Consider the following 21,401-nt stretch of genomic DNA (forward strand, 5'->3'; position numbering starts at 1 on the left):
TATTACCGGCGATCGATCACCGCCGGACCCGCTTTACATCGGAACCCTGACGGTCACCTTGCGCGGTCTCTGGTTGCCATCCCCCTGGACGAGCACCGTCACAACGCAGGTCTGGCCATCGGAGGAAGGCTGAGCGGAAAGGAGCTGGCCGCCGGTTTCCCGCACCACGCGGGACGCCGCCGACCCGCAATCGCCGGCCACGAGGACCATATAATCAACCGCATTGACCTTTGCCGGCAAAAAGCCGGCGAAACCGGCAAGGCCGGCGGTCAGTATCGCGATGATTGGCAGTCGCGCCATGGTTACAATTTCCACTCACAAGACAAACAGGATTCAAGTCCAAAGCATGTGATGGATTATGTAGCCAAAGGCGGCTGAATGGCAAATGAATGGTCCGTAACGCATTCCTTCAGGGGGCTATTTTCCCCTGATTCCGGTCTGCGCCGCGACACGCCCATAGATCGCAAAAAGCCCGCCGGCGGCCCCGGCCAGCGTTACCGCGAGGTCCGCGAGATCGGCCTGAACATCCGCTCCGAGCTGGATCCCCGTCACCTGCAGAAGCGAGGCGCCGACCGCAATCAACCCGCCCCAGACCGTTTTCGACTGATACCACATCTTCATGCCGTCCATGCTTCGTCTCCTTGTTTCAACTTAGAATTCAATGGTCGTCTCGGCCGGGATGCCGAGCGGGACGGCCCGGCCCAGCTGCCTTACCCGCAGCGAAAGGCTCGGCCGGGGCGCGCCGAAATCGGCGATCTCGTCGGCCGCCGGGTAGGTGAAGGCCGGCTCGGTCACCTCGACGCTGCGCCTGACGGAACCGCCGTCGAGAAGCTCGAGCCGATAACGCTCCTGCGGCTCGTCCAGCGGAATCTCGGTCCCGTCCCAATTGTCCGCCTCGATCCGGCCCCGCCTTACCCAGGTCAGCCGGATGTTGCCGGCTGCCTGCCGTTCGCCACGGATATGCACCGGCGAGAGCGGCGTCTCGGCACGTATTCCTGCGGAAAATACGCGCGGGCCGGATCGTCCGCCGGCCTGCCCCAAGCTTTCTGCGAGCCAGTTCATCGCAAGGCCACGCTCCTCCGCCGAAAGACCGAGCGGCACCACCGCCTCGTCCAGCACGACGATGGCGGCGCTCGACTCGGTGCCCGACCGCATGGCATCCTCGGTCCCCGCCAGCCCACGCAGCAGGTTCGACAGCCGCCAGCGATTCGGGCTGACCTCCTCGGCACCGGCAAAACCGATCACCTCCCAGGCGCCGTTCCGCGCTTTGACCGCAATCCGGTTTTCACCGTTCAACACCGCCTGTTCGTCCGCCGACGACAGCCCGCCGAAGAACAGTTCGATTTCCACCGCCGTGGCGCGATCGAATCGGCCTGCAACACCCTCCGCAAGCGGCGCCGTCATGACACCCACTCTCGCCGGCCGGTCGAGAACCAGGCGGGTGCGGTACCCCTCCGTCGTTCCGGAGGAGGACAGGACCATCGGCCTCCAAGGGCGGCAGAAGCCTGCGACCCGGGCAAAACCGGTAACCTCGCCGGGTGCGAAGCGCGGCAGATCCAGAAAATGCAGGACCGGCGCAAACGCATCCGAAACGGCGCTGCCGCTATTCCTGCGCCCGTCGCCGCCGGCATGGCTGGCGGGCGCAAGCGGTGCGTGATGCCGCGCCTCGATGCGCCGCGCGACGCCCTCTTCGATCCGCTCGACGATAAAGGTCTCATCCGGTCCGCCCGCGTCCGGCAAAGCCAGCCGCACCGGATCGCCGGGCTCGACCGAAACATCTCCCGGTGACAGCGTGAAGTTCAGCGAACGCCTCGCGATCCTGTGGGTGCGCAGCAACGTCTCGACCGCTTCGAGCGAGGTCTCTTCCGGCAGCACGGCCGGCAGGTCATAACTCAGCGTCCGCAGGCTTTCCGCCCGCGCCCGCCGTGACCGAACGCCCGACTGTTCGTAATCGAGGTCGGGGTTGTACGAAGTCAGCACCGCCTCGGCTGCGAAATCGCTATCGTGCCCCCGGTTTTCCGACCAGAGCGGCTCGTCCTCGACATCGGCGACGACGGTGATTTCCTTTGCTGCCAGGCTCGCCTTCAGCCGCGAACGGAAACGCAGCCTGCCGCCATCCTCCGCGACATCCACCTGAAAGACCTCGAGCAGCGGCTCCAGAAGCGCCCGTGCGGATGTAACGTCCCCCTGCACGTATCCGGTCAGGTCGCCGCTCACTTCCGAAACATCGAAATCGCGAAAACCATGCTCGGTGAGGATCGCGGCAATGGCGTCGGCCAGCGTGGTGCCGCCGAGCCGGCCGTTCAGCCAATGGCCCGTGCGCCAGTTACTTCCATCGCTCCAGACCGAAAGATCGCCGGGAAAGGCAGGAACCGGCCGCGCATCCCAGGTCCAGACAAAAATATGGTCCGGATCGACCATGTCGACCGGCCCCGGATCGACCAGACCAGCCGGTCCGACCCCGCCCTGCCACCACTCATGATGGGCTTCGAGAAACCGCCGCTGCATGCTGTCGGACCGTCCGCCACTCGAAAAATGCGGCAGCGCGCTTTCGGCCGATTTGGGATCGACGAAGACATTCGGCTGGTTCGCCCCCTTGTCTACCGCCGGGCAACCGAGTTCGGTGAACCAGATCGGCTTCATGCCCGGCACCCAGGCCGTTGGCGTCAGCCTCTCACCGCCATCCACGCGATCAAAATGCGGGTTCGACCACCAGCCATCAAGGTCCTTGTAACGATAGACCCAGGGCTTGCCCGCCAGCCCATCGCCGATCGGCGACCGCACCCGGTTCCGCCGGTACGCTTCGCTCGCATAATACCAGTCGAACCCCTCGCCGGCCGCGATCTGGGCCGCCATCGCCTGCGCATCGTCCGCAAGACGAAACCCGTCGGGATTGCCGGCCGAAAGATCCTCGTCCCGCCAATCGGCAAGCGGCATGTAGTTGTCGATGCCGACCGCATCGATATCCGGCGAGGCCCAGAGCGGATCGAGATGAAAATGCACTTCGCCCGAGCCGTCCTGCGGATGGTAGCCGAAATATTCGCTCCAGTCGGCGCCATACGTGAGCTTCGTCCCGGGCCCGACGATCGCCCGCACATCCCCCGCAAGCCGGACCAGCTCCTGGACGAAGGGAAACGCCCCGCTCTCGTCGCGCAGCTGCGTCAGCCCCCGCAGTTCCGAGCCGAGAATGAACCCCTCGACCCCGCCGGCGGCAGCCGAAAGACCGGCATAATGCAGCACCATGCGCCGGTAACCTTCCGCGCCCGCGCTGAAAGCCTCCACCTGCGCGCGTAGACCGGCGGTGTTGTCTGCAGACAACGGGAAACAGCTGATCCGCCCCCGCCATGGGAAGGCCGCCTGCTCCGCTCCGCCGTAAGGATCCGGCAGGCCATTGCCGGGCGCAATGTCCATCATCAGGAACGGATAGAGATAGACCTTCAGCCCGCGCGCCCTGAGGTCGGCGACTGCCTGGGTCACGCTCGCATCGCTCGGGGTGCCGCCGAACGCCGGCCCAGCGTCGCGGCTCACCAGATGCGCCTCGCCACGCGACAGGCCCGCCACCGACCACTCGACGCTCTCTTCCCACCGCGCAGGCACCTCGACACCCGGCACGATCCGGCAATGGCCTGCCCGCAGATCCGTCCCGAACCAGGAGATCACCAGTGCCACCCGTTCGAGGTTGGGGCAGAGCGCCTGCAGCTCGTCCAGCGACGCCTGCCAGTCCGTGCCGGCCGTCAGCGTATGGCGGTTGAGAATGCGGGCACTGCCTTCGCCGGTCTTCTCGATCACCGGCCCGGTCGCATAACCATGTTCGGTCGCCCCCGGAATGATCGTCACGGCGCGAATCTGCTCTTCGAGCCTGCCCACCGGCCGCAGCACTTCAAATTGTAGGAGCGGAATTCGGTTACCGAAACTGCCGAGCGGCAGCCGTTCGAAGACGGCATAAGCGAGCCCCCGATAGGCCGGCGCCTTCCCTTCTCCCTGCTTGGCCTCGATCAGCGGATCCGGCAGTTGCGCCTCGTCGCCGCGGTGGACCCGCATCTCGACGCCGGTCAGATCGAGCTCGCGCCCATCGGCCCAGACCCGCCGCACCGCCGCGATCGACCCCTCGCAGAGCCCGACCGCGAGGTTTGCGAAATAATGGAACGTCTCCACCCGCGGCCCGCTCGTCGCCTTGCCGCCGGAGCGCTCGCGCGTCACCTCTTCCTCGAAACGCGTGGCCCAGATCAGCGTGCCGCCGATCCGCACCGTCCCATAGACGCGGTTGATCGCCGTCCCCTCGTCGGCACCCGGAATGCGGGCAGTTGCCAGACGTGGGCCCGAGATCGTCGCGCCGCCCCCGCCGACCAGAGCCCGGTCGACCATGCTGCCCGCAAGCGCGCCGGCCGCCCGCCCGATGATCGCACCGACCGGACCGAACACGCTGCCGAGCGCCGCACCCGCCGCCTGGAAAAGGATAGTGGCCATGGAAATACCTCGCATTCTGCAATCACGCGAGCGGCTACTATTCACCCTCAATGATTGCATGTTAAGGTTATGGAGATTGTGAGTAAAAGCAGCATGCGCCGCACCAGCCGGCGCGTCGATGACATAGGCCGCATCGACCTCGGCAGAGGCCCTGCTCTCAATCATGGAGGGGATGTTATGAGGCCAAGGCCTTTTAGCGTCACGCTGATGGTGAAAAAAACCCGGACGGGCTGGTCAATAGCCGTCCGGGTCATATTCGCTACTTAAGTAAACGATGGGCGGGGCTGCAACCTCGCTCATCACTCCATCAATATATATCACATCCGACCAGATGCAACCCATTGTGCCGGATACTGCAATTATAAGTTGCTTATGCAATGCAAACGAGCGCTCGGTTGTGAGCATCATGCCATGATGGGAAACCGATACACGCCCGCCACCCGCCGCCGCCATGATGGCACCAGCGCCGATCGTGTCACCGCGGACTGCTCATAGGCATGGATGAAATGCTGTGGCCCGGCCAGCACCCCCGCATGTTTGGCGGCACAATCCTGCCGCCAGCGGAACAGCAGCACGTCGCCCGGTTCCGCCTCACTCATCCGCACGGCCGGTCCGAAGAGCCGCAGGGCCGCGTCCACCAACCGGTCCTCGCCGCTTCGCTCGGCCCAATCGGGCGCATAGGCCGGCACCGGCTCCGGATCGTCGCCGTAAAGCTCGCGCCAGATGCCGCGGATCAGCCCGATACAATCGCAGCCGACGCCCTTCAAAGCCCCTTGGTGCCTATAGGGCGTGCCGACCCACCCTTCCGCGATCGCCACGATCCGTTCGCCCCGCGTCCTCATGCGAAGATCGGGCCGCCATCATGCACCCGCTCCCCGTCGGCGTAGGAATAGGCGAAATCGGCGCCCGGCACGTGGGGGAAACCACGAAAATTCAGGTGGTTTGCAAAGCGCGCCCTGCAGGTGGCAAACGACTTGTCACAACCCGCCGTCGCCACGAACGTATCGCCCGCCGCAACGGGCACTTCCAGCGGCAGCCAGAGCGTCAGTTCCGCCGAGCCGTCGGGCTTTTTCGCATGCGCCTCGACATCGATCGCCACCCCTCCGGAAAATGTCAGCACGCCCTGCCGGAAGAACCCGCTTTCAAAGCCGCCAAGCCCGGAAACGACGATCCGGCTCGCATCCTTGACCGCGATCACCGCTCCCTCGCCTCGCCAGGATCCAAGGTTCACACCGCAACGCGCATCCCCCAGGCTTGCATCGCAACGCCGGCTGTAGACGCGCCCCTGCGGCTGGTTCAGCCGATGCGCCAGGCTGCGCAATTCCGCCCGGAACTGTCCGCCGGCGCGGGAAACCTCGCCGATCTCGCGCGTGTTCAACAGCATGTGCTGATCCGGCGCCGCCCAGTTGACGAGAAACAGGTCCACGCGCGCGCCGTCATATCTGCCGGTCGCGAGATCCTCTTCGCGGATTGCGACATTCGAAAAGCCGCCGGCCACCTCGTCGGCGCCCGCCGAAAGCCCGGTCGCCGCCTCCGCCTCGCTTGCCGAAAACCCGCTCGCTGCCAGGAAAGTGGTGTCATCGAATGTCAGATCGCGGTCGTGCTCGCAAAACCCCAGCACCACGCCATCACGCCTCGTCACCCGCCAGGCATGACAGGTGGTCGTTGCGTCCCGCGCCAGATGCGCGGCCAGATCGGCCGGTATCGTTTTCATGCCAAAATCTCCGTCAGCTGTATGGTCGGAATGCGCCCGGCATCGAAATGCGCGAGGTTGACCTCGATCCTGTCCGTATCGAACCGCACCGGCACGTCGAACTCGTAACCCGCCCGCACCACAGCCCCGACGCCCGGAACATGCCCGGCCGCAAAGGTGACAACCCCCGTCGCCGCATCGACGGAAAAGGCTCCCGGCGCTTGCTCGCCCTCGTTCACCGAGACCGCGACCGTTCCGGAGACGGGCTTCACGATCCGCCGCATCCAGCTTCCACCGCTGTCCGCATAGGTCTTGACGAGCTGAAAGGTCGCGGACGCGCCGTCCCCGGTGCCGATCACCTGGTCGATCGCCGACACCGCCTCGCCTGGCGCGCAGGATTTCCAATCCACCGGATCGCGGAACCGAAATCCGTGAAGCTGTCCGCCCCGCGCCTCGAAAAATTCGAGCACCGCATAAAGATCGTTTAGCGATTTCACCCCCGACCCGGCATCGTAGCTACGCCGCGAATCCTGCCAGCGCTGGTTGCGCTGCTCGCGCCCGTTGGAAAGGTTGACGATATCGGTGCGCCGCACCGGCCCGCCGGTCGCCCCGAGCGCCAGGCGCAACGGGAACCGGACCTCATGAAAACCGCTCATCTCGTCCTCGCCCAATCATCAAGGAGGCCACCGCAGACACCGTCCCGGTCCTCGTCAAAGGCCACGCCTGCCGCGCGACACGCTGCGCGCCAGCATGGCTGAAATCTGCCCTTCGCTCTTTCGGAAGCTTACGGCATCGTTCGCCGTCACGTTGAAGACGATCTGCGGCCCACCGCCGCCGGCCGCAGCAACCCCGAGCGCACCATCCGGGCCGCGCTGCAACGGCAGGATCGCTTCCGCCCCGGCCTCGCCCATCAGGCCCATGTCGCCGCCCATCGGAAAGAAGCTCGGCGAGCGCACCACGCCGCCATCGGCAAACGGCGTCACCGAGCCCACCAGCCCGCCGATCGCATTGCCCAGCATGGTTTCGAGCGGTCTCATTCCGGCTGCCAGCGCGATATCGGAAAGCCGGTTGCCGAGCCCCTTGAGCACGTCCTCCAGCCCGCGACCGCCTGTCGTCGCGGACCTGAGCGCACCGGTCAGCGCCGCCCCGAACCGCTGCGAGCGGGTTTCGAGGTCGGCAATCACCCCGGTCAGCGCCTCGGCACCAGACAAGGTGCCGGCAAAATTCGTGCCGTCGTCTTCCATGATTGTCTCCCCCTTGATTGCCCTTCATCCGGCTGCCGCCGCCGTTACCCCACGGCCGAAGGCCGAACACCCCTCATCCGGCGAGCCACCGCTTTCTCTCCGCCCTGACGAAAGGAGGGGGAGTGAGAGGCAGCCTCCGGCGAGGAGCAGCCTGCGGGGATCGGGGAACGGCTGAAGATGGCCGGAGCCTTCTGGACGAACGGCAGCCTCATCCGTCCGGAAACGCCTGCATCAACGCCTCCAGTCCCGCCCTCTCCATGCCTGCGTGCCGCATCTTCAACCCGCCGGTCATGGCGAAGAACTCGATTGGCGTCAGCGCCCAGAAATATCTCGGTGGAAGCCGCAGCAGGCAGAGGCCGGCATGCATGACCGTTTCCCATGGAAACGGCTCGGGCCTAACCTCGTCGGAGACGATCGCGGACGGAAAATTGCCCGCCATTGCCCCGTTGCCCGCTGCGGCCCTCAAGGGTTTGCCGCGGTCTCCTTGGCCGGCCCCGCAAATGTCGCCGTCAGCAAATCTCCGACGATCCGCGCGTAACCGGCGACCCCGTCCTCGACACTCATCGCCGCCACCTCGTCGTCGGAATAGAGATTTCCGCCGCCCCTCAGGCCGGCGCCGATCAGCCGGATCATGTCCGCCGCCTTCAGCCGCCCGGACGAAAACCGTTCGGCCAGCCCGTTGAGATCACCGACGGAGAACGCCGTTTCCAGCTCCGCCAGCGCGCCAAGCGTCAGGCAGAGAATGCGGCGCTCGCCGTCGATCACCGCCTCGACCTCGCCGCGCCGGCGATTTGCCCGCCCGCCCTGCATCAGAGCGCCTCGAAAGTGAGGCTGCCTGCCGATTCCAGCGCCAGTTCGAAACGGATTTCGCCGTTATGCTCGCCGGAATATTCGAGCGCCGTCACCTGGAACGGCCCGCTGACGGTGCCGAAGGCCGGGATCAGGATCTGCCAGACAAGAATGGTGCCAGCAAAGAAGGCGCTCCGTACCATCGCATCGCTCGCCTGGTCCTTGAAGATGCCGGCCCCGGTCAGCGAGGCGCGCTGTACGCCGGCGCCGCCCAGAAGCTCGCGCCAGCGCCCGGCGCTCTCGGCATCGGTGATGTCGACGGTCTCCGCGTTGAAGGCCAACCGCTTCGAGCGCAGCCCCGCCACCGTCAGGAAGGAACCGTCATTGTCGATCTTCAGGAGCAGGTCCTTGCCCTTCTGCGCCACCATGTGGAAATCCTTTCCGCTGTTGTCCGTTTGTCGCTTCCGCCCGCCGCAAAGCGGTGCTAGAGCATCGGGCGCACACCTTTTTCGCGAATGCGCCTCCACGCCATGTCCACACCCCTTCCCCTGCGCTCCGCTCAGACGATCGCCGTGCTTTCCGTCACGCAGATCATTTCCTGGGGCACCAGCTTCGACATGCTCGGCGTCATGGGGCGCGTCATCGCCCCGCAACTCGGCCTGCCGAACGAGGTGGTATTCTTCGGCCTGTCGATCATGATGTTGGTCAGTGCGCTTGCCAGTCCCATGGCCGGCCGGCTGCTCGCTCGCCACGGTGCAGCAAAAGTCATGGCGACGGCTTCCGTCATCTTGGCGGCCGGCCTGCTGCTGCTGGCGGCCGCGCACGAAATCCTGATCTACGGCCTTGCCTGGATCGTCATCGGCATAGGCGGCGCGCTCGGTCTCTCGGCGCCCGCCTATACGGCGGTCGTCGAGCGCGAAGGGCTGGGCGGCAAGCGCATCATCGCCATCCTGATGGTGTTCACGGGTCTTTCGGCCACGATCTTCTGGCCGGCCCTGGCGCTGATGAACAATCTCGTCGGCTGGCGGCTGACCTTCGTTCTGTCCGCCGCGCTGCAGCTATTCGTCTGCCTGCCGCTTTATCTGTTCGGCCTGCCGAAGCCGATGGAAAGCCGGGAACAGGCAGCGGCCGCCGAAACCGTGCCGGTCCCCTTCACCGAGCCGGAGCGCCGCAAGGCCTTTTTCCTGGTCGCCGCGACGACCACGCTGAGTTCCTTCGTCGGCTTCGGCATGTCGCCGACGTTCCTGGCGCTGCTCAATGCTGCGGGCGCGTCGCCGGCACTTGCGCTGCAGCTGGGTTCGGCACGGGGCGCGATCAGCGTTTCCGCAAGGTTCGTCGACATGCTGCTCGGCCGGCGCGGCAATGCGATCATCACCACGATCATCGGAACGGTCCTGACGCTGGCGAGCTTCCTTCTGGCCGCCGCGGTCACGTCCTCGTCGGCGGCGCTGATCGCTTTCGTCGTACTCTTCAGCTTCGGCGCCGGCGTCGTTTCCGTCGCCCGCGCGCTGCTGCCGCTGTCGCTCTTTTCGGCAAAGGAATTCGGTCTCCAATCGGCGCGCCTGTCGCTGCCGCAAAACCTTGCCAATGCCGCGGCACCCGTCATCTTCACCGCACTTCTCGACCGCGCCGGCGCCGGCGCCGTCCTTTTAACCGGCGCAACGCTCTCGGCGGTCTCGCTCATCTTCGTGCTGATGCTGGTGAGGCTGGTGCGCACGGCGGATGCGCGAAGCCGCCTAACCTCCCAGTGAAGCAACGATATCCTTGACCGACAAAAGCAATGTGCGATCCAGCCCTTTGGCTTGCCGGAAGCCATATCTGAGGTAAAAGCCCGTCGCCTCGTCGTCGAGCGCATGAACCATGACCGCTCGGAACGCCACCGCATCTGATGCCGCGATCACTGCCAGAAGAGCATTCTTGAGGAGTTCGCCGCCGAGCCCCTGCCCATGGTGCCTCCGGTCCACGGCAAGCCGAGCCAGCAATGCCACCGGAATCTCGCCCGGCGCCTGGTGCCCCTTGACCTGGCGGGGCGCGTTTTCACGGGAAATCATGCCGGCGCAAAGCGAATGATATCCGACCACGCGAAAATCGGCGCCTGCGATCACGAAGGTTCGCGTGTAACCTTGTGCTTGATTGTGAAGCGCCATCTCCTTGAGGAAGACATCGAGAACCGGCTTGCCGCTGTCGAAATCATCCAGACGATGCTGCTCATTCAGCGGAACCGGTTTGCGATACATGCTTCAGTCTAGCCATTCCCGGCTCGACTTCAGCAACGCCGAGAGCTTCTCGTTCGCCTGCGCCGGTTCCGCAAGCAGGCTCTCGACGGCATCGAAAACAGTCGCGTCGACACCGATGAACCGCTGGTCCAGAAGCTCTTTCTGGGCATTCAACAACGCCGCTTCGGTCATGAATGCCGTCAGCGATTTGCCGGAAATCTCGGCAGCACGGGCAATCACTTCCCGTGTGCCGGCATCAATCCTCAAGTTGATCGTTTCGCTTTTCCGAAGGGCTACCATGATCCAACATCCCCATGCATATACTTTGTATATACAAAGTTATCGCAACATTCAATGACCATGGCCTCGCTATTCCGTCACCGCCCGGAACCGCATTTCCGCCAGATGGAACTTCGTCTTCGGCTCGCGACGGCTGCGCATGCCGACCTGCTGCAGGTTCACCAACACCAAGCTGCCGTCGAGCGCCAGCGCCGCGTCGTGGAGCAGGCCATGTACCAGCCCGGCGATCTCCTGCGCCTCGCGCCGTCCTTCGGCTTCGGACCAGATTTCCAGGACCAGAAGATGTTCCTCGCCCGGCCCCCCGTCGGTCGAGAAATCGCGTGTCTCGATTTCGCCGAACACGATAGAGGGAAGTTTCGCCCGCGGCAGCAGCCGGTCGCGGATGCCGTCCGCCCCGATGATCGCGGTCAGCGCCGCATCGCCTGAAAGCTTTCGATGGATCGCCTGGAGGAGCGCATTTGTCGCCGTCATCGGGCTTCCTCCTCGCATTGGCAGACGAGATAACGCCGCGTCTCGTCCGGGTCGTGCACCAGCCTGACAAGGAAGGTGCGTGCCCCCTTGCGAAAGCGCTGGCCGGCGGAAACGTCCTCGCGGAACCGCACCCAGATGCGGTGGCTGATCGTGCCGCCCTCGCCCGCCGCCTGTTCTTCGACAACGAACGAGACCGGCTCTATCCGCGCCCAGAGCGAGGCCATCACCTCCCAGGCGACGGTCGCGCCGCCCTGGCCGTCCGGCACCGCCTGCGGCGCCTGGAGGTCGAGCCTTGCCGTCATCGACCCGGGATCGAAAAACACCACCATCAGAGCCTCCGCATCCGGAAGGGCGCGATCAGCCGCTCGTAGCCATCGGGGATGCCGGCCGGCTGACTGTCCGGCGAAACCACGCCACGGAAGGCGAACATGTGACCGATATGGAGCGACATCGCCCGCTTCAGCGTATCCGGCACGTCGGTTCCCGCTTCGCCGAAACCGGCCGAAAAGTCGATCTCGATGCCATTGACGCACCGGCCCGGTTCAGGCGGGTGTTTGAGCCACAGCCGCGCCGGCCGCCCGGTCCCGTCGAGCAGGTGATCTTCCAGTGGAACTTCAAGCGCGGTCCCGCCGGCGTCGTAAACCGTAACATTCTCAATCGCCTGCACCGGCGACCTCGAAATCCGGACGATGCCGTCCGCCGGCCAGTGGTCGAGATAAAGCCGCCACGCCTGCGACACCAGGCAGAGGCCGGTCTCCCTTTCCAGGTGTTCGCGGGCAGTGGTGATCAGCGAGGTCAGCAACGGGTCCTCGTCGCTTCCGTCGAGACGCAGATGCGCCTTCACCTCGGCAAGCGTCAGCGGCTCCGCGGCGGGCGGAGTGGTTTGGGCGTAGGTCATATTCGTCCTTGGAAAACTGGGCGGCCCCTCATCCGCCTGCCGGCACCTTCTCCCCGCAGGCGGGGAGAAGGACATATGCCGCACGGGCATCACGAAGAGAGACAGGAGCAGGGCACGTCCCCTCTCCCCGCCTGCGGGGAGAGGGTTAGGGTGAGGGGCAGCCCGTAGCGCCTGCCCGATAACGAGACGCCGCCCGTATTATGCCGCCGAAAACTTCACCACCTTGATCGCCTCGAAGTTCTGCATCCCGCCGCCGACGCGCTTGGTGGTGTAGAAAAGCACATAGGGTTTTGCCGAATAGGGATCGCGCAGGATGCGCACGCCGGCGCGGTCGACGACGAGATAACCGGAGCGGAAATCGCCGAACGCGATCGAGAGCGAATTCTCCGCCACGTCGGGCATCTCTTCGGCCTCGGCGATCGGAAAGCCCATCAGCGAGGCCGGCTGGCCGGCAGCGGCCGGCGGATGCCAGAGATAGTTGCCGTCGGCATCCTTGAACTTGCGGATGTCGCCCTGCACCTTGCGGTTCATCAGGAAGGTGCCGTTCTGGCGATGGCCGGCCTTCAGCGCATAGATGAGGTCGATCAGCGTGTCCGAAGGACCGGTCGATTTCCAGCCGCCCGCCACGCCGGTGGCGATGTGGCCGATATTGCCCCAGCTCCAGGCGCTGTCCGCCACGGTCGGATAGGACAGAAACCCCTTCGGCTTGTTGATGCCGTCGCCGCGGATGAAGGCGTCGCCCTCCTGCTCGGCAAAGACGATGTCCACCTCGCCGGCGATCCAGGCCTCGATATCGACCGCCGCATCGTCCAGCAGCGACTGCGTGGCCGCCGGCATGGCGTAGAGTTCCATGGTCGGGAAGGAGAGTTCGGCAAGCTGCGGCGTGCCGGTCTGCGGCCGCGCCGCGGTCTCGGCCACCCAGCCGGTCGAAAGCCCGGCCGCCGCGAACGGTTTCTTCAAGACGGCGGAGGAGACGGTGCGCACGGTCGAGAGCGCGCGCATCGGCGAAACCACCGAGATGCGCCGTCCGATCTCGGTGTCCGTCTCCGGCGGGACGAGATAACCGCCGTCAGTGCCGGTGCCGCCGGAAAAGGCCTTGGCCTCCAGCTCGCGCAGACCGTTCTCCTCGCCGCGGCGGACATAGGCGTCGAACGCCGCCTTGTGCTCGACCGCTTCCGCCGAGAGCTCGGCATCGCGGCCGCCGGGCGCGGAGCCGAGGCGCGGCCGCGCCTTCTTCAGCAGCAGCTGGTCGAGCACCTTCTTCTGCTCGTCCATGCTGCGGTTGATGCGGTCCATCTTGTCGCGGGTCACCACGTCGGCGGTCAGCTTCTGCTCGATCTCGCCGAGGCGCCGGTCGTTGACCTCCTTGAAAGCCTCGAACGCCTCCATGAATTCGTCGAAGGCGGCCGTTACCGTTTCCGGCACGGCCTTGACCTCGGGAGCCTTCGCCCCGGCCGCCACGCCTGCCACCATCCTCGCCTGATCCGTCATATCGTTTTTCCTTTGAAGGTTGATTTCATCATCATCTTCGCCGCCCGCCGCATCTGGCGGACGAGTTCGGTTTCCCTGTCGCGGAAGAACCGCGCATGCTTGACGTTGGAGACCCTGGCCGAAGGCAGCATCGGAAAGGTCACCACCGAAATTTCCCAGAGATCGGCCTCGAGGATTTTTCGCACGCCCGTCTTGGCGTCGGTCCGCGCCTTGACGGTGCGAAAACCGATCGACAGCCCGTCGAGCGCGCCTGATTTCATCAGCGACAGCACCTCGCGGGAGCGGGCGACGCCCGGCGACAGCATGCCCTCGACATAAAGCCCGCGGGCATCCTCGCGGATCGTCCGCCAGGCGCCGATCGGTTCCGCCGGGTCGTGCTGGTAGAGCATCCGCACCCCGGTCGCCCCACGCTCGACGAGGCAGTTGCGGAAGGCGCCGCGCTCGATCGTGTCCTTGCCGAGATCGATCTCGCCGAAGACGCTGGCATAACCGGAAAAGAACCCGTCGCCGGTAATGCCTGCGAGCTCCAGATTGGCGAATTTGCGCGCAGTCGGGCGCGGCCCGCGGTAAGCGTGCATGGGCATTCTCCCTGAATTGGAAATGATGTGACCGGCGAAAAGGGTGAGGCCGGCAGCCCCTCATCCCCCTGCCGGGACCTTCTCCCCGCCCGCGGGGAGAAGGGATATGCCGCACCGTTCCCCCGATCTCACCGTTTATGAGAGGGCGGTAAGCCAACCCCTTGCGCCCTTCTCCCCGTCATGACGGGGAGAAGGTGGCGGCAGCCGGATGAGGGGCTGCGGGCGAAGTCGAGGGCCGGAGCTACCCCCCACCCGCCCTCTTCCCATACCTCTCCGCCACCCTCGCCAGCATGCCGAGCACCCACCAGGCACAAAGGCTGGCCGCGGCCGATCCCGTCAGCATCACCTCCCGGCCGGAAAGCCCATCCCCGATCCCCAGCCGTTCCACCAGCCAGAGCCCGGTCGGCCCGCCGAAGATCAGCCCGCAGGCAAGGCCGGTCAGAAACCGGCTCGCGGCCTCGTGGCGGCTTTTCGGCAGAAGATAGATCAACGACACGCCGGCACCCGCCGTGGCGCCGAGGACCTTGGCGACCCCGACGCCCGGATCGCTTCCGAGGTCAGACATTTTTTAATCTCTCTTGTTTATGATTTACGCATGTGGCTCGAGCGAGCCGCCGGCGCACGGACCGGCCTTTCCGCTTTGACCGAAGGTCGGCGGATTTCATTTCCCTCAATCTTCGGAATCACTTCCGGCGCTCTGCTCAAAGGTTGAGTCCGGGAGTTCGCAAGTTGAGTCATCCGCCGTTCGGCAGGCGCCATTCATGACTTCGCCCCCCTGGAGCCGATTAATACCCCACCGCCTCCCGCTTCTCCTCGTCGCTCAGGAACGACGCCGCCCCTACCCTCGTCCACAGCGCCTCGCGCTCGGCGGAGAGCCCGGCAATCCGGTCGAGGTCCGGTTCCAGCCGCAGCCGCTCGCCATAGGCCTCGGACAGCCAGGCGGAAAAACTCGCCGCGGTGCGCGAAATCAGCGGCAGCACGGTGAGGCGGTAGAAGGCGCGGTTGGCCTCCTGGTAATTGGCATAGGTATTGTCGCCCGGAATGCCGATCAGCATCGGCGGTACGCCGAAGGCGAGCGCAATGTCGCGGGCCGCGCCGTTCTTCGCCTCGATGAAATCCATGTCCTTCGGCGACAGGCCCATGGATTTCCAGTCCAGCCCGCCTTCGAGCAGCAGCGGCCGCCCCGCATTGACCGCGCCGGAATACCCGGCCTCCAGCTCGTCCTTCAGCCGCTCGTACTGGTCGGCGGAAAGGTTGCCGCCATCCTTCGGCTGGTAGACCAGCGCGCCGGATGGCCGTGCGGAATTGTCGAGCAGCGCCTTGTTCCAGCCCGCCGCCGCATTGTGCAGGTCGAGTGCTGCACCGGCGGCGCCGAGCGGCGGAAAGCCGCAATGATCGTCGAGCGGATGGAACAGTTTCAGGTGCAGCAGCGCCAGGCCGTCGCTTTCGGCCGGCAGGCGCCGCACCGTGCCGCCGGCGCGATAGTCGTAACCCGCCACCCAGCCGTCGCGGCCTTCGACCACGCTCACCCGGTCGGGCCGCAGAAGATGCAGCTCGCGCAAAGTCCCGCCGATCGAGAGCGGTTCGACATAGGCATTGCCGGACAGCGCCAGGTGCCCGTAAAGCGCCTCGAAGAAATCCGGCCCGCCCTGCCTGGCGTTCGGCCGTGCGAGCAGCGCCAGCGCCGGATGGTCGGCGAGTTCGCTCGCACCGTCATAGGCAAGCCAGGGCACGGCCGCGGCCGCTTCCGCGATCATCCGCATCGCCCGGTAGGCGACCGGATTTTTCATGAAGCCCGTGCGCGCCAGTGCCGCATAGGAGCGTCCCGACCAGTGCGCCGCCCCCTCGCCCGACACGATCGCGAAACCGGAAGCCATCTTCGTCTCGGACCCCGCCTTTAGGGTCCCGCGCGTTTCGGCCTCGCGGGTTTGCGGGTTCTGATCTTCAGGCGCGGCCCGTCGCCCGCCCGTGGAAAACCACGGCCGCCGGAATGGAGATTTCATGGATTGTCCTCTCGCTCGCGGGCGCGAGGCCCGCCTTAAGGTATCGGCAGCGGCGCTGTCACCGCCCTTGCACTGTCGAAATCGGCCGCCAAACGCATCTCGCGGATCGGTCGGACGATATCGATCGATTCCTGATAGAGCGGATGCGCCTTGTAGGCGGCGAGCGCCGCCTCATCCTCGAACTCGCCGTAGACGACCAGATCGACCGCGTTGCCGAGCTGGTCGCTCTTCACATTGGTGCCGATCTCGAGGAGCGATGCATGCGGATTGCCGGTCAGCAGAGAAAGGCCCGCCCGGACCCGCTCGATTTCGCCGGCCTGCGCCGTGAAAAATACGATATGGCGTATCATGCAACCTCCTGGAAAACGGAGGCCTCGCTATCATGGCCGCAAGCGGGCTTCAATGCGGCCTGGTGTCCAGCGCCTGCGCGAATACCCGCGCATGCCGCGCCACCAGTTCCGCCCGGTCGTTGCCGTTGATGATTTTTCGCGCGCCCGTCCAGTCGGCCCGGCCGGGCCCGAAATAATCATCGAGCTTGCGGCCGGTGAAACTGCCGCGCCGCATGCCCTCGATCAGGATCGCGACCGAGACCGGCATCTCCATCGCCCGGCCCGGATCGGTCAGCAGGTCGATGCCGGTAATCTCGGACATCGCCTCGTAGTTCCGCCTGTGGGTGAGCTGCACCAGGCCGCGTCCGAGCCAGCTCCGGCCGTTCTCGTCGGGCCGCCAGTAGGGCATCCTGACCGATCCGAGTTTTCCGGCCGCGAAAGCCTGCTCCAGCCGCGCGATCGCCGTCCTGTCGCTTGCAGCCAGGGTCTCGCGGACCGGCTGCATGGTGGCGGCGGTCTCGTGAAAAGCGGTCGCCAGCACGTAGGCGAGCGGGTCGTTCCCGCCCTGCGCGGCCCTTGCGGACCAGCCGTCGAGAATCGCCGTCAGCCCCTCCACCTGGCCCGATGTCAGCCGTCCGCCGAAGAGTTTCGTCCGCACCAAATCGAAGAAAACACGATGATCGAGCTGCATGAAAGCGATCCTTGACATCTGTCACAAAGTTTCAATCGGTTTAGAAAAACTAAATCGTTTTAAGCGCTTAGGCGCCAGTTTACATTTCTCTGACGGTATGGAACCAACGGGTGCATGCGCCGTTCATGTCGGCTTTCTAATTGAAACGGAGATCACAATGATGCAGCAGCCCGCACCGGCCGCCCCTTCCAAACCGATCCCCCAGCATGTCCTCGAGCGGATGGAATCCGAGTGGAAGCAGATCCGCGAGAGCGCAGAGCCGAAGCCGGCCACGCCCCGCTGATCTTCCGCGACCAAGCGACGAGCCGCGCTCAAACGCCCCGCACGCGCGGCTCGCCATGACCTTCCAGCATCAGTGCGGTCAGCGCCCAGACCAGCGCGTCGAGCCGGTCGGGCGAGCGGCCCGAGGACAGGCCGTCCGGGCCGAAATCGCACATCTGGTCCTCCAGTTCCGCGAACCGCCCGGCATGCGCCACCCGCCCCTGTTCGTAGAGGGCGGCGACGGGCTCGGCGCGTAAAAACTTGCCGCGCGTCGCCCGCACCATCGATACCGGCAGCGCCGCGTTCACGCTTTTCAGCATCGCCGTCACCATCTCGCCGCCCTGGTTCACCTCGGCCACGATCCGGTCCGCCTGGAAGCGCGCATAGGCGCGCGCCACCGCATTCGCCCAGCCGGCGGGGCTCTGGCCCTTGACGGAGCAATCGGCCAGAACGACCGCCCGGCCGCTCGCCTCGATCCCGGCCACGACAATGCCGCAGCAGGAATGTTCGCCCGAACCGGAAGGCGGATCGACCGCCACCACGATGCGCCTCAGCGCGCCGGTAAACCGGATCGTAAAGGCTTCGAGGTCGGCCCGTTTCCACAATGCGTCCTCGCGGTCCTCGATCAGTTCGCCGGCCAGTTCCTGCCGCCCCAGCCTCGAGCCACCGTATCGCGCCTCCAGCGCCGTGATGAAACCGGGCGCCAGGTTTCCGGCATTCGCCCGGGTCGAGATCCGCGCCAGCCGGGTGCCGGGATCGGCAATCAGGCGTTTCAGGACCGGCACCGGTCGTGGCGTCGTCGTCACCAGCTGGCGCGGGTCGGCCCCCAGCCGCAGCCCGAACTGCAGCATGTCGAAGGTCTCCTCCGCATGCCGCCATTTGGCGAGCTCGTCGCACCAGGCGAAATGGAACTGCGGCCCGCGCAGGCTTTCCGGATCTTCCGAGGAAAAGATCTGCGCGATCGCGCCGTTCGGCCAGACCAGGCGACGCCGGGAAATCTCGAAATCGGGCGGATTGCTCCGCGCGATCCGGCAGATCCCCGAAACCCCGTCGATCATCACCTCGCGGGCATCACCCAGCGTCTCCGCCACCAGCGCGATCCTGAGCCCGGAACGTTTGCCCGCCGACGCCAGCCCGTGGATCCACTCGGCGCCGGCCCGGGTCTTGCCCGAGCCGCGCCCGCCCATGATCAACCATGTCCGCCAGTCTCCGGAGGGCGGTTTTTGTTCGCGGCGACCCGCAATATCCCAGTCGCGCTCATGGCGGGGCGTGAAGCCGATCAGAGACGGGCCGGACTGCCTACTCCGTTCCGGAAAACGTTCGCTCGCCGGGTGAACCCGGGGCGGCAGCTCGATCTCCCCCATTGAGGGGGAGATGCCCAGCGGGGCAGAGGGGGGTGCTGCCGCACACTCTTCGGAAATCGAGGTCGCGGCGCTCCCCCCCTCAGTCACCCCCGGCGACATCTCCCCCGCACCGGGGACGATCGGATGGCGGTCGGCCCGGCCGGTGTTCTCCTGTTCCATCGCATTGATCAAAGCCATGCCTGTCATAGCGGCGGAGCGGCATGCCTCACGCGTAGCGGTGACTTTCCCCATGCCTTGTTCCAGCCCCGATGCATCCTTCGAGGCCTTGCCGGCGATCTTCTCCTGCGCCCGCCGCTTCGTGCGAAGGCTCGGCAGCGGCGCGCCCAAGCCTCTCGGCAACCCATTCGGGCGGCCCATCCCGTCTCCAGATTTCATAAAGGCCATAGGCATTTTCATTGGCGCGATCCTCGATCATTTGCAGGAAGCGGGCCTTGGCCTCCTCATACCCGCCCTCGTCCGCCTCCCGCTCGGCCGCTTCCTCGCGATCGCGGGCGAGCTGGCGCTGCAGGCTGTCGACCTTTTCGAGCGTGCGGACGATCAGCGACATGGCGTCGGTGGCGGCCTTCACGTCGGCGCGCGCCAGCTTCTGGGCCGCGTCGTCGCCGCCGTCGAGCGCCGCCTCCGCCGAGGCCCGCATCTTGCGGAAGGTGGCGAACTGGGCGCCCATCTCGGCCGTCATCTCGTTCAGGATCCGCCGCAGTTCCTCGCCGGGCGAAACCGAACCCTCGGCGGACTTGGTTTCCAGGAGCACGCCGCGGGCCATGTCCGCCAAAGCCGCATCCTCCATCACGACCTCGTCGCCATAGACGGGAACCCGCGGCCAGAGGCCGAAAAGCGCGGGATCGAACGTTTCGAATTCATCCATGTCAAAGATCCCCGAAGGAGAATTTCGGCGCAGAAAAGTTGCCGCCGCGCCCGTTTCCGGTCGCCGCCTTTCCCCGCTGCCGATTTTCGAGATAAAAAAGGCCCGGCTTTGGAAGACCGGGCCAATTTGACTGGAAGTCTTGCGCCAACTGCCCGAAGGCTGCCATCGGCGCAATTCTTCGACTGTGCCTGTACCCTATCAGACGACCGTCACGCCGTCAAGGACTATTTTCCTAATTAGCAAAAATTAATTTACCGGACGATCAGGTCCCGCAGAATGTCTGCGTCACCCTTTCCTCGGGCTTCGGCGGCTGCATGTAGGCCGCGAATTCCGGCCGTTCCTCGAAGGGGCTTTCGAGCGCTTCGAGCAGCTTTTCGAAGAAGCCGAGATCGCCGTAGTTGGCGGCCGCCAGGGCTTCCTCGACCTTGTGGTTGCGGGGGATGACGGCCGGATTGACCGCTCTCAGGCCCGCCGCCAGATCCTCTTGCGACCGCGTTTCGCCGGCAAGCCGCTGGCGCCAGGCGGAAAGCCACTCGGCTGCCTTGCCGGGATCGGTAAAACAGCCGAGGAACGCCTCATCCCGGCCGTCGGCGGCGTCCGACAGCCGGCGGAAGGTCAGGGTGAAATCCGCCTGCCCCTCGTGCATCAGACCAAGCAGCGCCTGGATCAGGTCGCCGTCCCCATCCGCCTCGGTCTCAAGGCCGATCTTTGCCCGGAACACGCCGATCCATGCCATCTGGAACCGTTCGCCGAACGTCTTCAGCACGGCGTTCGCCGCGTCCACCGCCTTGTCCTCGTTCTCGTCCAGCAGCGGCAGCAGGCATTCCGCCAGCCGCGCGATGTTCCACTGGCCGATGCCCGGCTGGTTGCGATAGGCGTATCGCCCCATCTGGTCGATCGAGGAAAACACCTTCATCGGATCGTATTCGTCGAGGAAGGCGCAAGGGCCGAAATCGATCGTCTCTCCCGAAATCGTCATGTTGTCGGTGTTCATCACCCCGTGGATGAAGCCGACGCCCAGCCAGCGGGCGATCAGGTCCGCCTGCCGCCCGGCCACGGCCTGCAGCAGTTCGATATAGGGGTTTTCCGCCGCCTTGAGCTCGGGATAATGCCGCTCGATCACATAGTCGGCGAGCAGTTTCACGCCGTCATTGTCGCCGCGGGCGGCAAAAAACTGGAAGGTGCCGATCCGCACGTGGCTTGCCGCGACCCGCACGAAGACGGCGCCCTGTTCGATCCTTTCGCGAAAGACCCGTTCGCCGGTTGCGACCGCCGCCAGCGCCCGCGTCGCCGGCAGGCCGAGCGCGTTCATCGCCTCCGAGACGATGTATTCCCGCAGGACGGGCCCGAGCGCCGCGCGCCCGTCGCCACGGCGGGAAAACGGGGTCGGGCCGGCACCCTTCAGCTGGATGTCGCGGCGGATGCCGTTGCGGTCGACGACCTCGCCAAGCAGGATCGCCCGCCCGTCGCCGAGCTGCGGCACGAAATTGCCGAACTGGTGGCCGGCATAGGCCATGGCGATCGGCATGGCGCCCGGCGGCACGACATTGCCGGCAAGGATCGCCGCCAGCCGGGCGGGATCGGAAAAATCGGCCTCGACACCCAGCTCGTCGGCCAGCGCCTCGTTGAATTTCAGGAGCTTCGGCCCCTCCACCGGCTCGGGATAGACGGAGGCGAAAAACCTGTCCGGCAGGCGGGCGTAGGAATTGTCGAACTGGAACACGGAGGAACTCCTTCGGCC

26 protein-coding genes are annotated in these 21,401 nt (G+C 65.6%); 2 read left to right on the top strand and 24 right to left on the bottom strand.

The features are described from left to right. Positions 1-33: 33 nt before the first annotated feature. The 10 genes from J2X76_RS02075 to J2X76_RS02120 form a co-directional block, all read right to left on the bottom strand. Positions 34-300, bottom strand: coding sequence for a hypothetical protein (locus tag J2X76_RS02075; protein ID WP_113128050.1), 267 nt, complete (start codon positions 298-300; stop codon positions 34-36). A gap of 117 nt (positions 301-417) precedes the next feature. Next, complete coding sequence (locus J2X76_RS02080; RefSeq protein ID WP_113128049.1) at positions 418-630, bottom strand: hypothetical protein; 213 nt, start codon at positions 628-630, stop codon at positions 418-420. Between the two features lie 21 nt (positions 631-651). Further along, on the bottom strand, positions 652-4,467 hold the full coding sequence (locus tag J2X76_RS02085) for a glycoside hydrolase/phage tail family protein (RefSeq protein WP_310212561.1): 3,816 nt from the start codon (positions 4,465-4,467) through the stop codon (positions 652-654). A 404-nt stretch (positions 4,468-4,871) separates the two neighbouring features. Beyond that, positions 4,872-5,309, bottom strand: coding sequence for an NlpC/P60 family protein (locus J2X76_RS02090; RefSeq protein WP_310212563.1), 438 nt, complete (start codon positions 5,307-5,309; stop codon positions 4,872-4,874). Further along, entirely contained in the window at positions 5,306-6,181 is an 876-nt protein-coding gene (locus J2X76_RS02095; protein WP_310212566.1) for a DUF2163 domain-containing protein, read from the bottom strand. Before J2X76_RS02095 ends, J2X76_RS02090 begins: the two co-directional genes overlap by 4 nt. After that, a complete protein-coding gene (locus J2X76_RS02100) occupies positions 6,178-6,816 on the bottom strand; it encodes a DUF2460 domain-containing protein (RefSeq protein ID WP_310212569.1) in 639 nt (212 codons plus the stop codon). Before J2X76_RS02100 ends, J2X76_RS02095 begins: the two co-directional genes overlap by 4 nt. 54 nt (positions 6,817-6,870) lie before the next feature. Continuing rightward, entirely contained in the window at positions 6,871-7,404 is a 534-nt protein-coding gene (locus tag J2X76_RS02105; protein WP_310212572.1) for a phage tail tape measure protein, read from the bottom strand. A gap of 208 nt (positions 7,405-7,612) precedes the next feature. Continuing rightward, the gene (locus J2X76_RS02110; protein ID WP_310212574.1) at positions 7,613-7,843 is read right to left on the bottom strand and encodes a rcc01693 family protein; all 231 of its coding nucleotides are present in this window, start codon (positions 7,841-7,843) and stop codon (positions 7,613-7,615) included. A gap of 23 nt (positions 7,844-7,866) precedes the next feature. Beyond that, positions 7,867-8,214 carry a gene transfer agent family protein gene (locus J2X76_RS02115; protein WP_113284230.1) on the bottom strand — a complete coding sequence of 116 codons (348 nt, stop codon included), beginning with the start codon at positions 8,212-8,214 and terminating at the stop codon, positions 7,867-7,869. Next, positions 8,214-8,621, bottom strand: coding sequence for a phage major tail protein, TP901-1 family (locus J2X76_RS02120; protein ID WP_113284231.1), 408 nt, complete (start codon positions 8,619-8,621; stop codon positions 8,214-8,216). Before J2X76_RS02120 ends, J2X76_RS02115 begins: the two co-directional genes overlap by 1 nt. Positions 8,622-8,723: 102 nt before the next feature. On the opposite strand from J2X76_RS02120, the gene J2X76_RS02125 reads away from it, so the two are divergent. After that, entirely contained in the window at positions 8,724-9,944 is a 1,221-nt protein-coding gene (locus tag J2X76_RS02125; RefSeq protein WP_310212581.1) for an MFS transporter, read from the top strand. Here J2X76_RS02125 and J2X76_RS02130 read toward each other — a convergent pair. The 11 genes from J2X76_RS02130 to J2X76_RS02180 form a co-directional block, all read right to left on the bottom strand. Continuing rightward, positions 9,930-10,430 (bottom strand): GNAT family N-acetyltransferase, encoded by a 501-nt coding sequence (locus J2X76_RS02130; protein ID WP_310212584.1) that lies wholly within the window; start codon positions 10,428-10,430, stop codon positions 9,930-9,932. The two genes, J2X76_RS02125 and J2X76_RS02130, sit on opposite strands and share 15 nt — an antisense overlap. 3 nt (positions 10,431-10,433) lie before the next feature. Beyond that, entirely contained in the window at positions 10,434-10,709 is a 276-nt protein-coding gene (locus J2X76_RS02135) for a DUF1778 domain-containing protein (protein WP_310212587.1), read from the bottom strand. Between the two features lie 69 nt (positions 10,710-10,778). Further along, positions 10,779-11,180, bottom strand: a complete 402-nt coding sequence (locus J2X76_RS02140; protein ID WP_310212589.1) for a DUF3168 domain-containing protein — start codon at positions 11,178-11,180, stop codon at positions 10,779-10,781. Further along, positions 11,177-11,509: a phage head closure protein gene (locus J2X76_RS02145; RefSeq protein ID WP_405029967.1), complete on the bottom strand. Its 333-nt coding sequence runs from the start codon at positions 11,507-11,509 to the stop codon at positions 11,177-11,179. The genes J2X76_RS02140 and J2X76_RS02145 overlap by 4 nt, the downstream gene beginning before the upstream one ends. Continuing rightward, entirely contained in the window at positions 11,509-12,078 is a 570-nt protein-coding gene (locus tag J2X76_RS02150) for a head-tail connector protein (RefSeq protein WP_310212591.1), read from the bottom strand. The genes J2X76_RS02145 and J2X76_RS02150 overlap by 1 nt, the downstream gene beginning before the upstream one ends. A 198-nt stretch (positions 12,079-12,276) precedes the next feature. Further along, positions 12,277-13,569, bottom strand: coding sequence for a phage major capsid protein (locus J2X76_RS02155; protein WP_310212593.1), 1,293 nt, complete (start codon positions 13,567-13,569; stop codon positions 12,277-12,279). After that, positions 13,566-14,147, bottom strand: coding sequence for an HK97 family phage prohead protease (locus J2X76_RS02160; protein ID WP_310212596.1), 582 nt, complete (start codon positions 14,145-14,147; stop codon positions 13,566-13,568). The genes J2X76_RS02155 and J2X76_RS02160 overlap by 4 nt, the downstream gene beginning before the upstream one ends. Positions 14,148-14,388: 241 nt before the next feature. Then, positions 14,389-14,712: a DUF6107 family protein gene (locus tag J2X76_RS02165; protein ID WP_310212598.1), complete on the bottom strand. Its 324-nt coding sequence runs from the start codon at positions 14,710-14,712 to the stop codon at positions 14,389-14,391. Positions 14,713-14,932: 220 nt separating this feature from the next. Then, positions 14,933-16,150, bottom strand: coding sequence for a phage portal protein (locus tag J2X76_RS02170; protein WP_405029968.1), 1,218 nt, complete (start codon positions 16,148-16,150; stop codon positions 14,933-14,935). A 35-nt stretch (positions 16,151-16,185) separates the two neighbouring features. Beyond that, entirely contained in the window at positions 16,186-16,500 is a 315-nt protein-coding gene (locus J2X76_RS02175) for a Dabb family protein (RefSeq protein ID WP_310212604.1), read from the bottom strand. Positions 16,501-16,549: 49 nt separating this feature from the next. After that, positions 16,550-17,170 (bottom strand): hypothetical protein, encoded by a 621-nt coding sequence (locus J2X76_RS02180; protein ID WP_310212607.1) that lies wholly within the window; start codon positions 17,168-17,170, stop codon positions 16,550-16,552. Between J2X76_RS02180 and J2X76_RS02185 the strand changes: the two genes are divergently transcribed. Next, entirely contained in the window at positions 17,169-17,453 is a 285-nt protein-coding gene (locus tag J2X76_RS02185; protein WP_162732249.1) for a hypothetical protein, read from the top strand. The two genes, J2X76_RS02180 and J2X76_RS02185, sit on opposite strands and share 2 nt — an antisense overlap. A 28-nt stretch (positions 17,454-17,481) precedes the next feature. Here J2X76_RS02185 and J2X76_RS02190 read toward each other — a convergent pair whose 3' ends face one another. The 3 genes from J2X76_RS02190 to J2X76_RS02200 form a co-directional block, all read right to left on the bottom strand. After that, positions 17,482-18,972: a terminase large subunit domain-containing protein gene (locus J2X76_RS02190; RefSeq protein WP_310212611.1), complete on the bottom strand. Its 1,491-nt coding sequence runs from the start codon at positions 18,970-18,972 to the stop codon at positions 17,482-17,484. 28 nt (positions 18,973-19,000) lie between these two features. Continuing rightward, positions 19,001-19,660 (bottom strand): hypothetical protein, encoded by a 660-nt coding sequence (locus tag J2X76_RS02195; protein ID WP_310212615.1) that lies wholly within the window; start codon positions 19,658-19,660, stop codon positions 19,001-19,003. A gap of 262 nt (positions 19,661-19,922) precedes the next feature. After that, entirely contained in the window at positions 19,923-21,383 is a 1,461-nt protein-coding gene (locus J2X76_RS02200; RefSeq protein WP_310212618.1) for a protein adenylyltransferase SelO family protein, read from the bottom strand. Positions 21,384-21,401 lie beyond the last annotated feature (18 nt).

This window comes from Neorhizobium sp. 2083 (assembly GCF_031455615.1).
Classification (GTDB): Bacteria; Pseudomonadota; Alphaproteobacteria; order Rhizobiales; family Rhizobiaceae; genus Neorhizobium.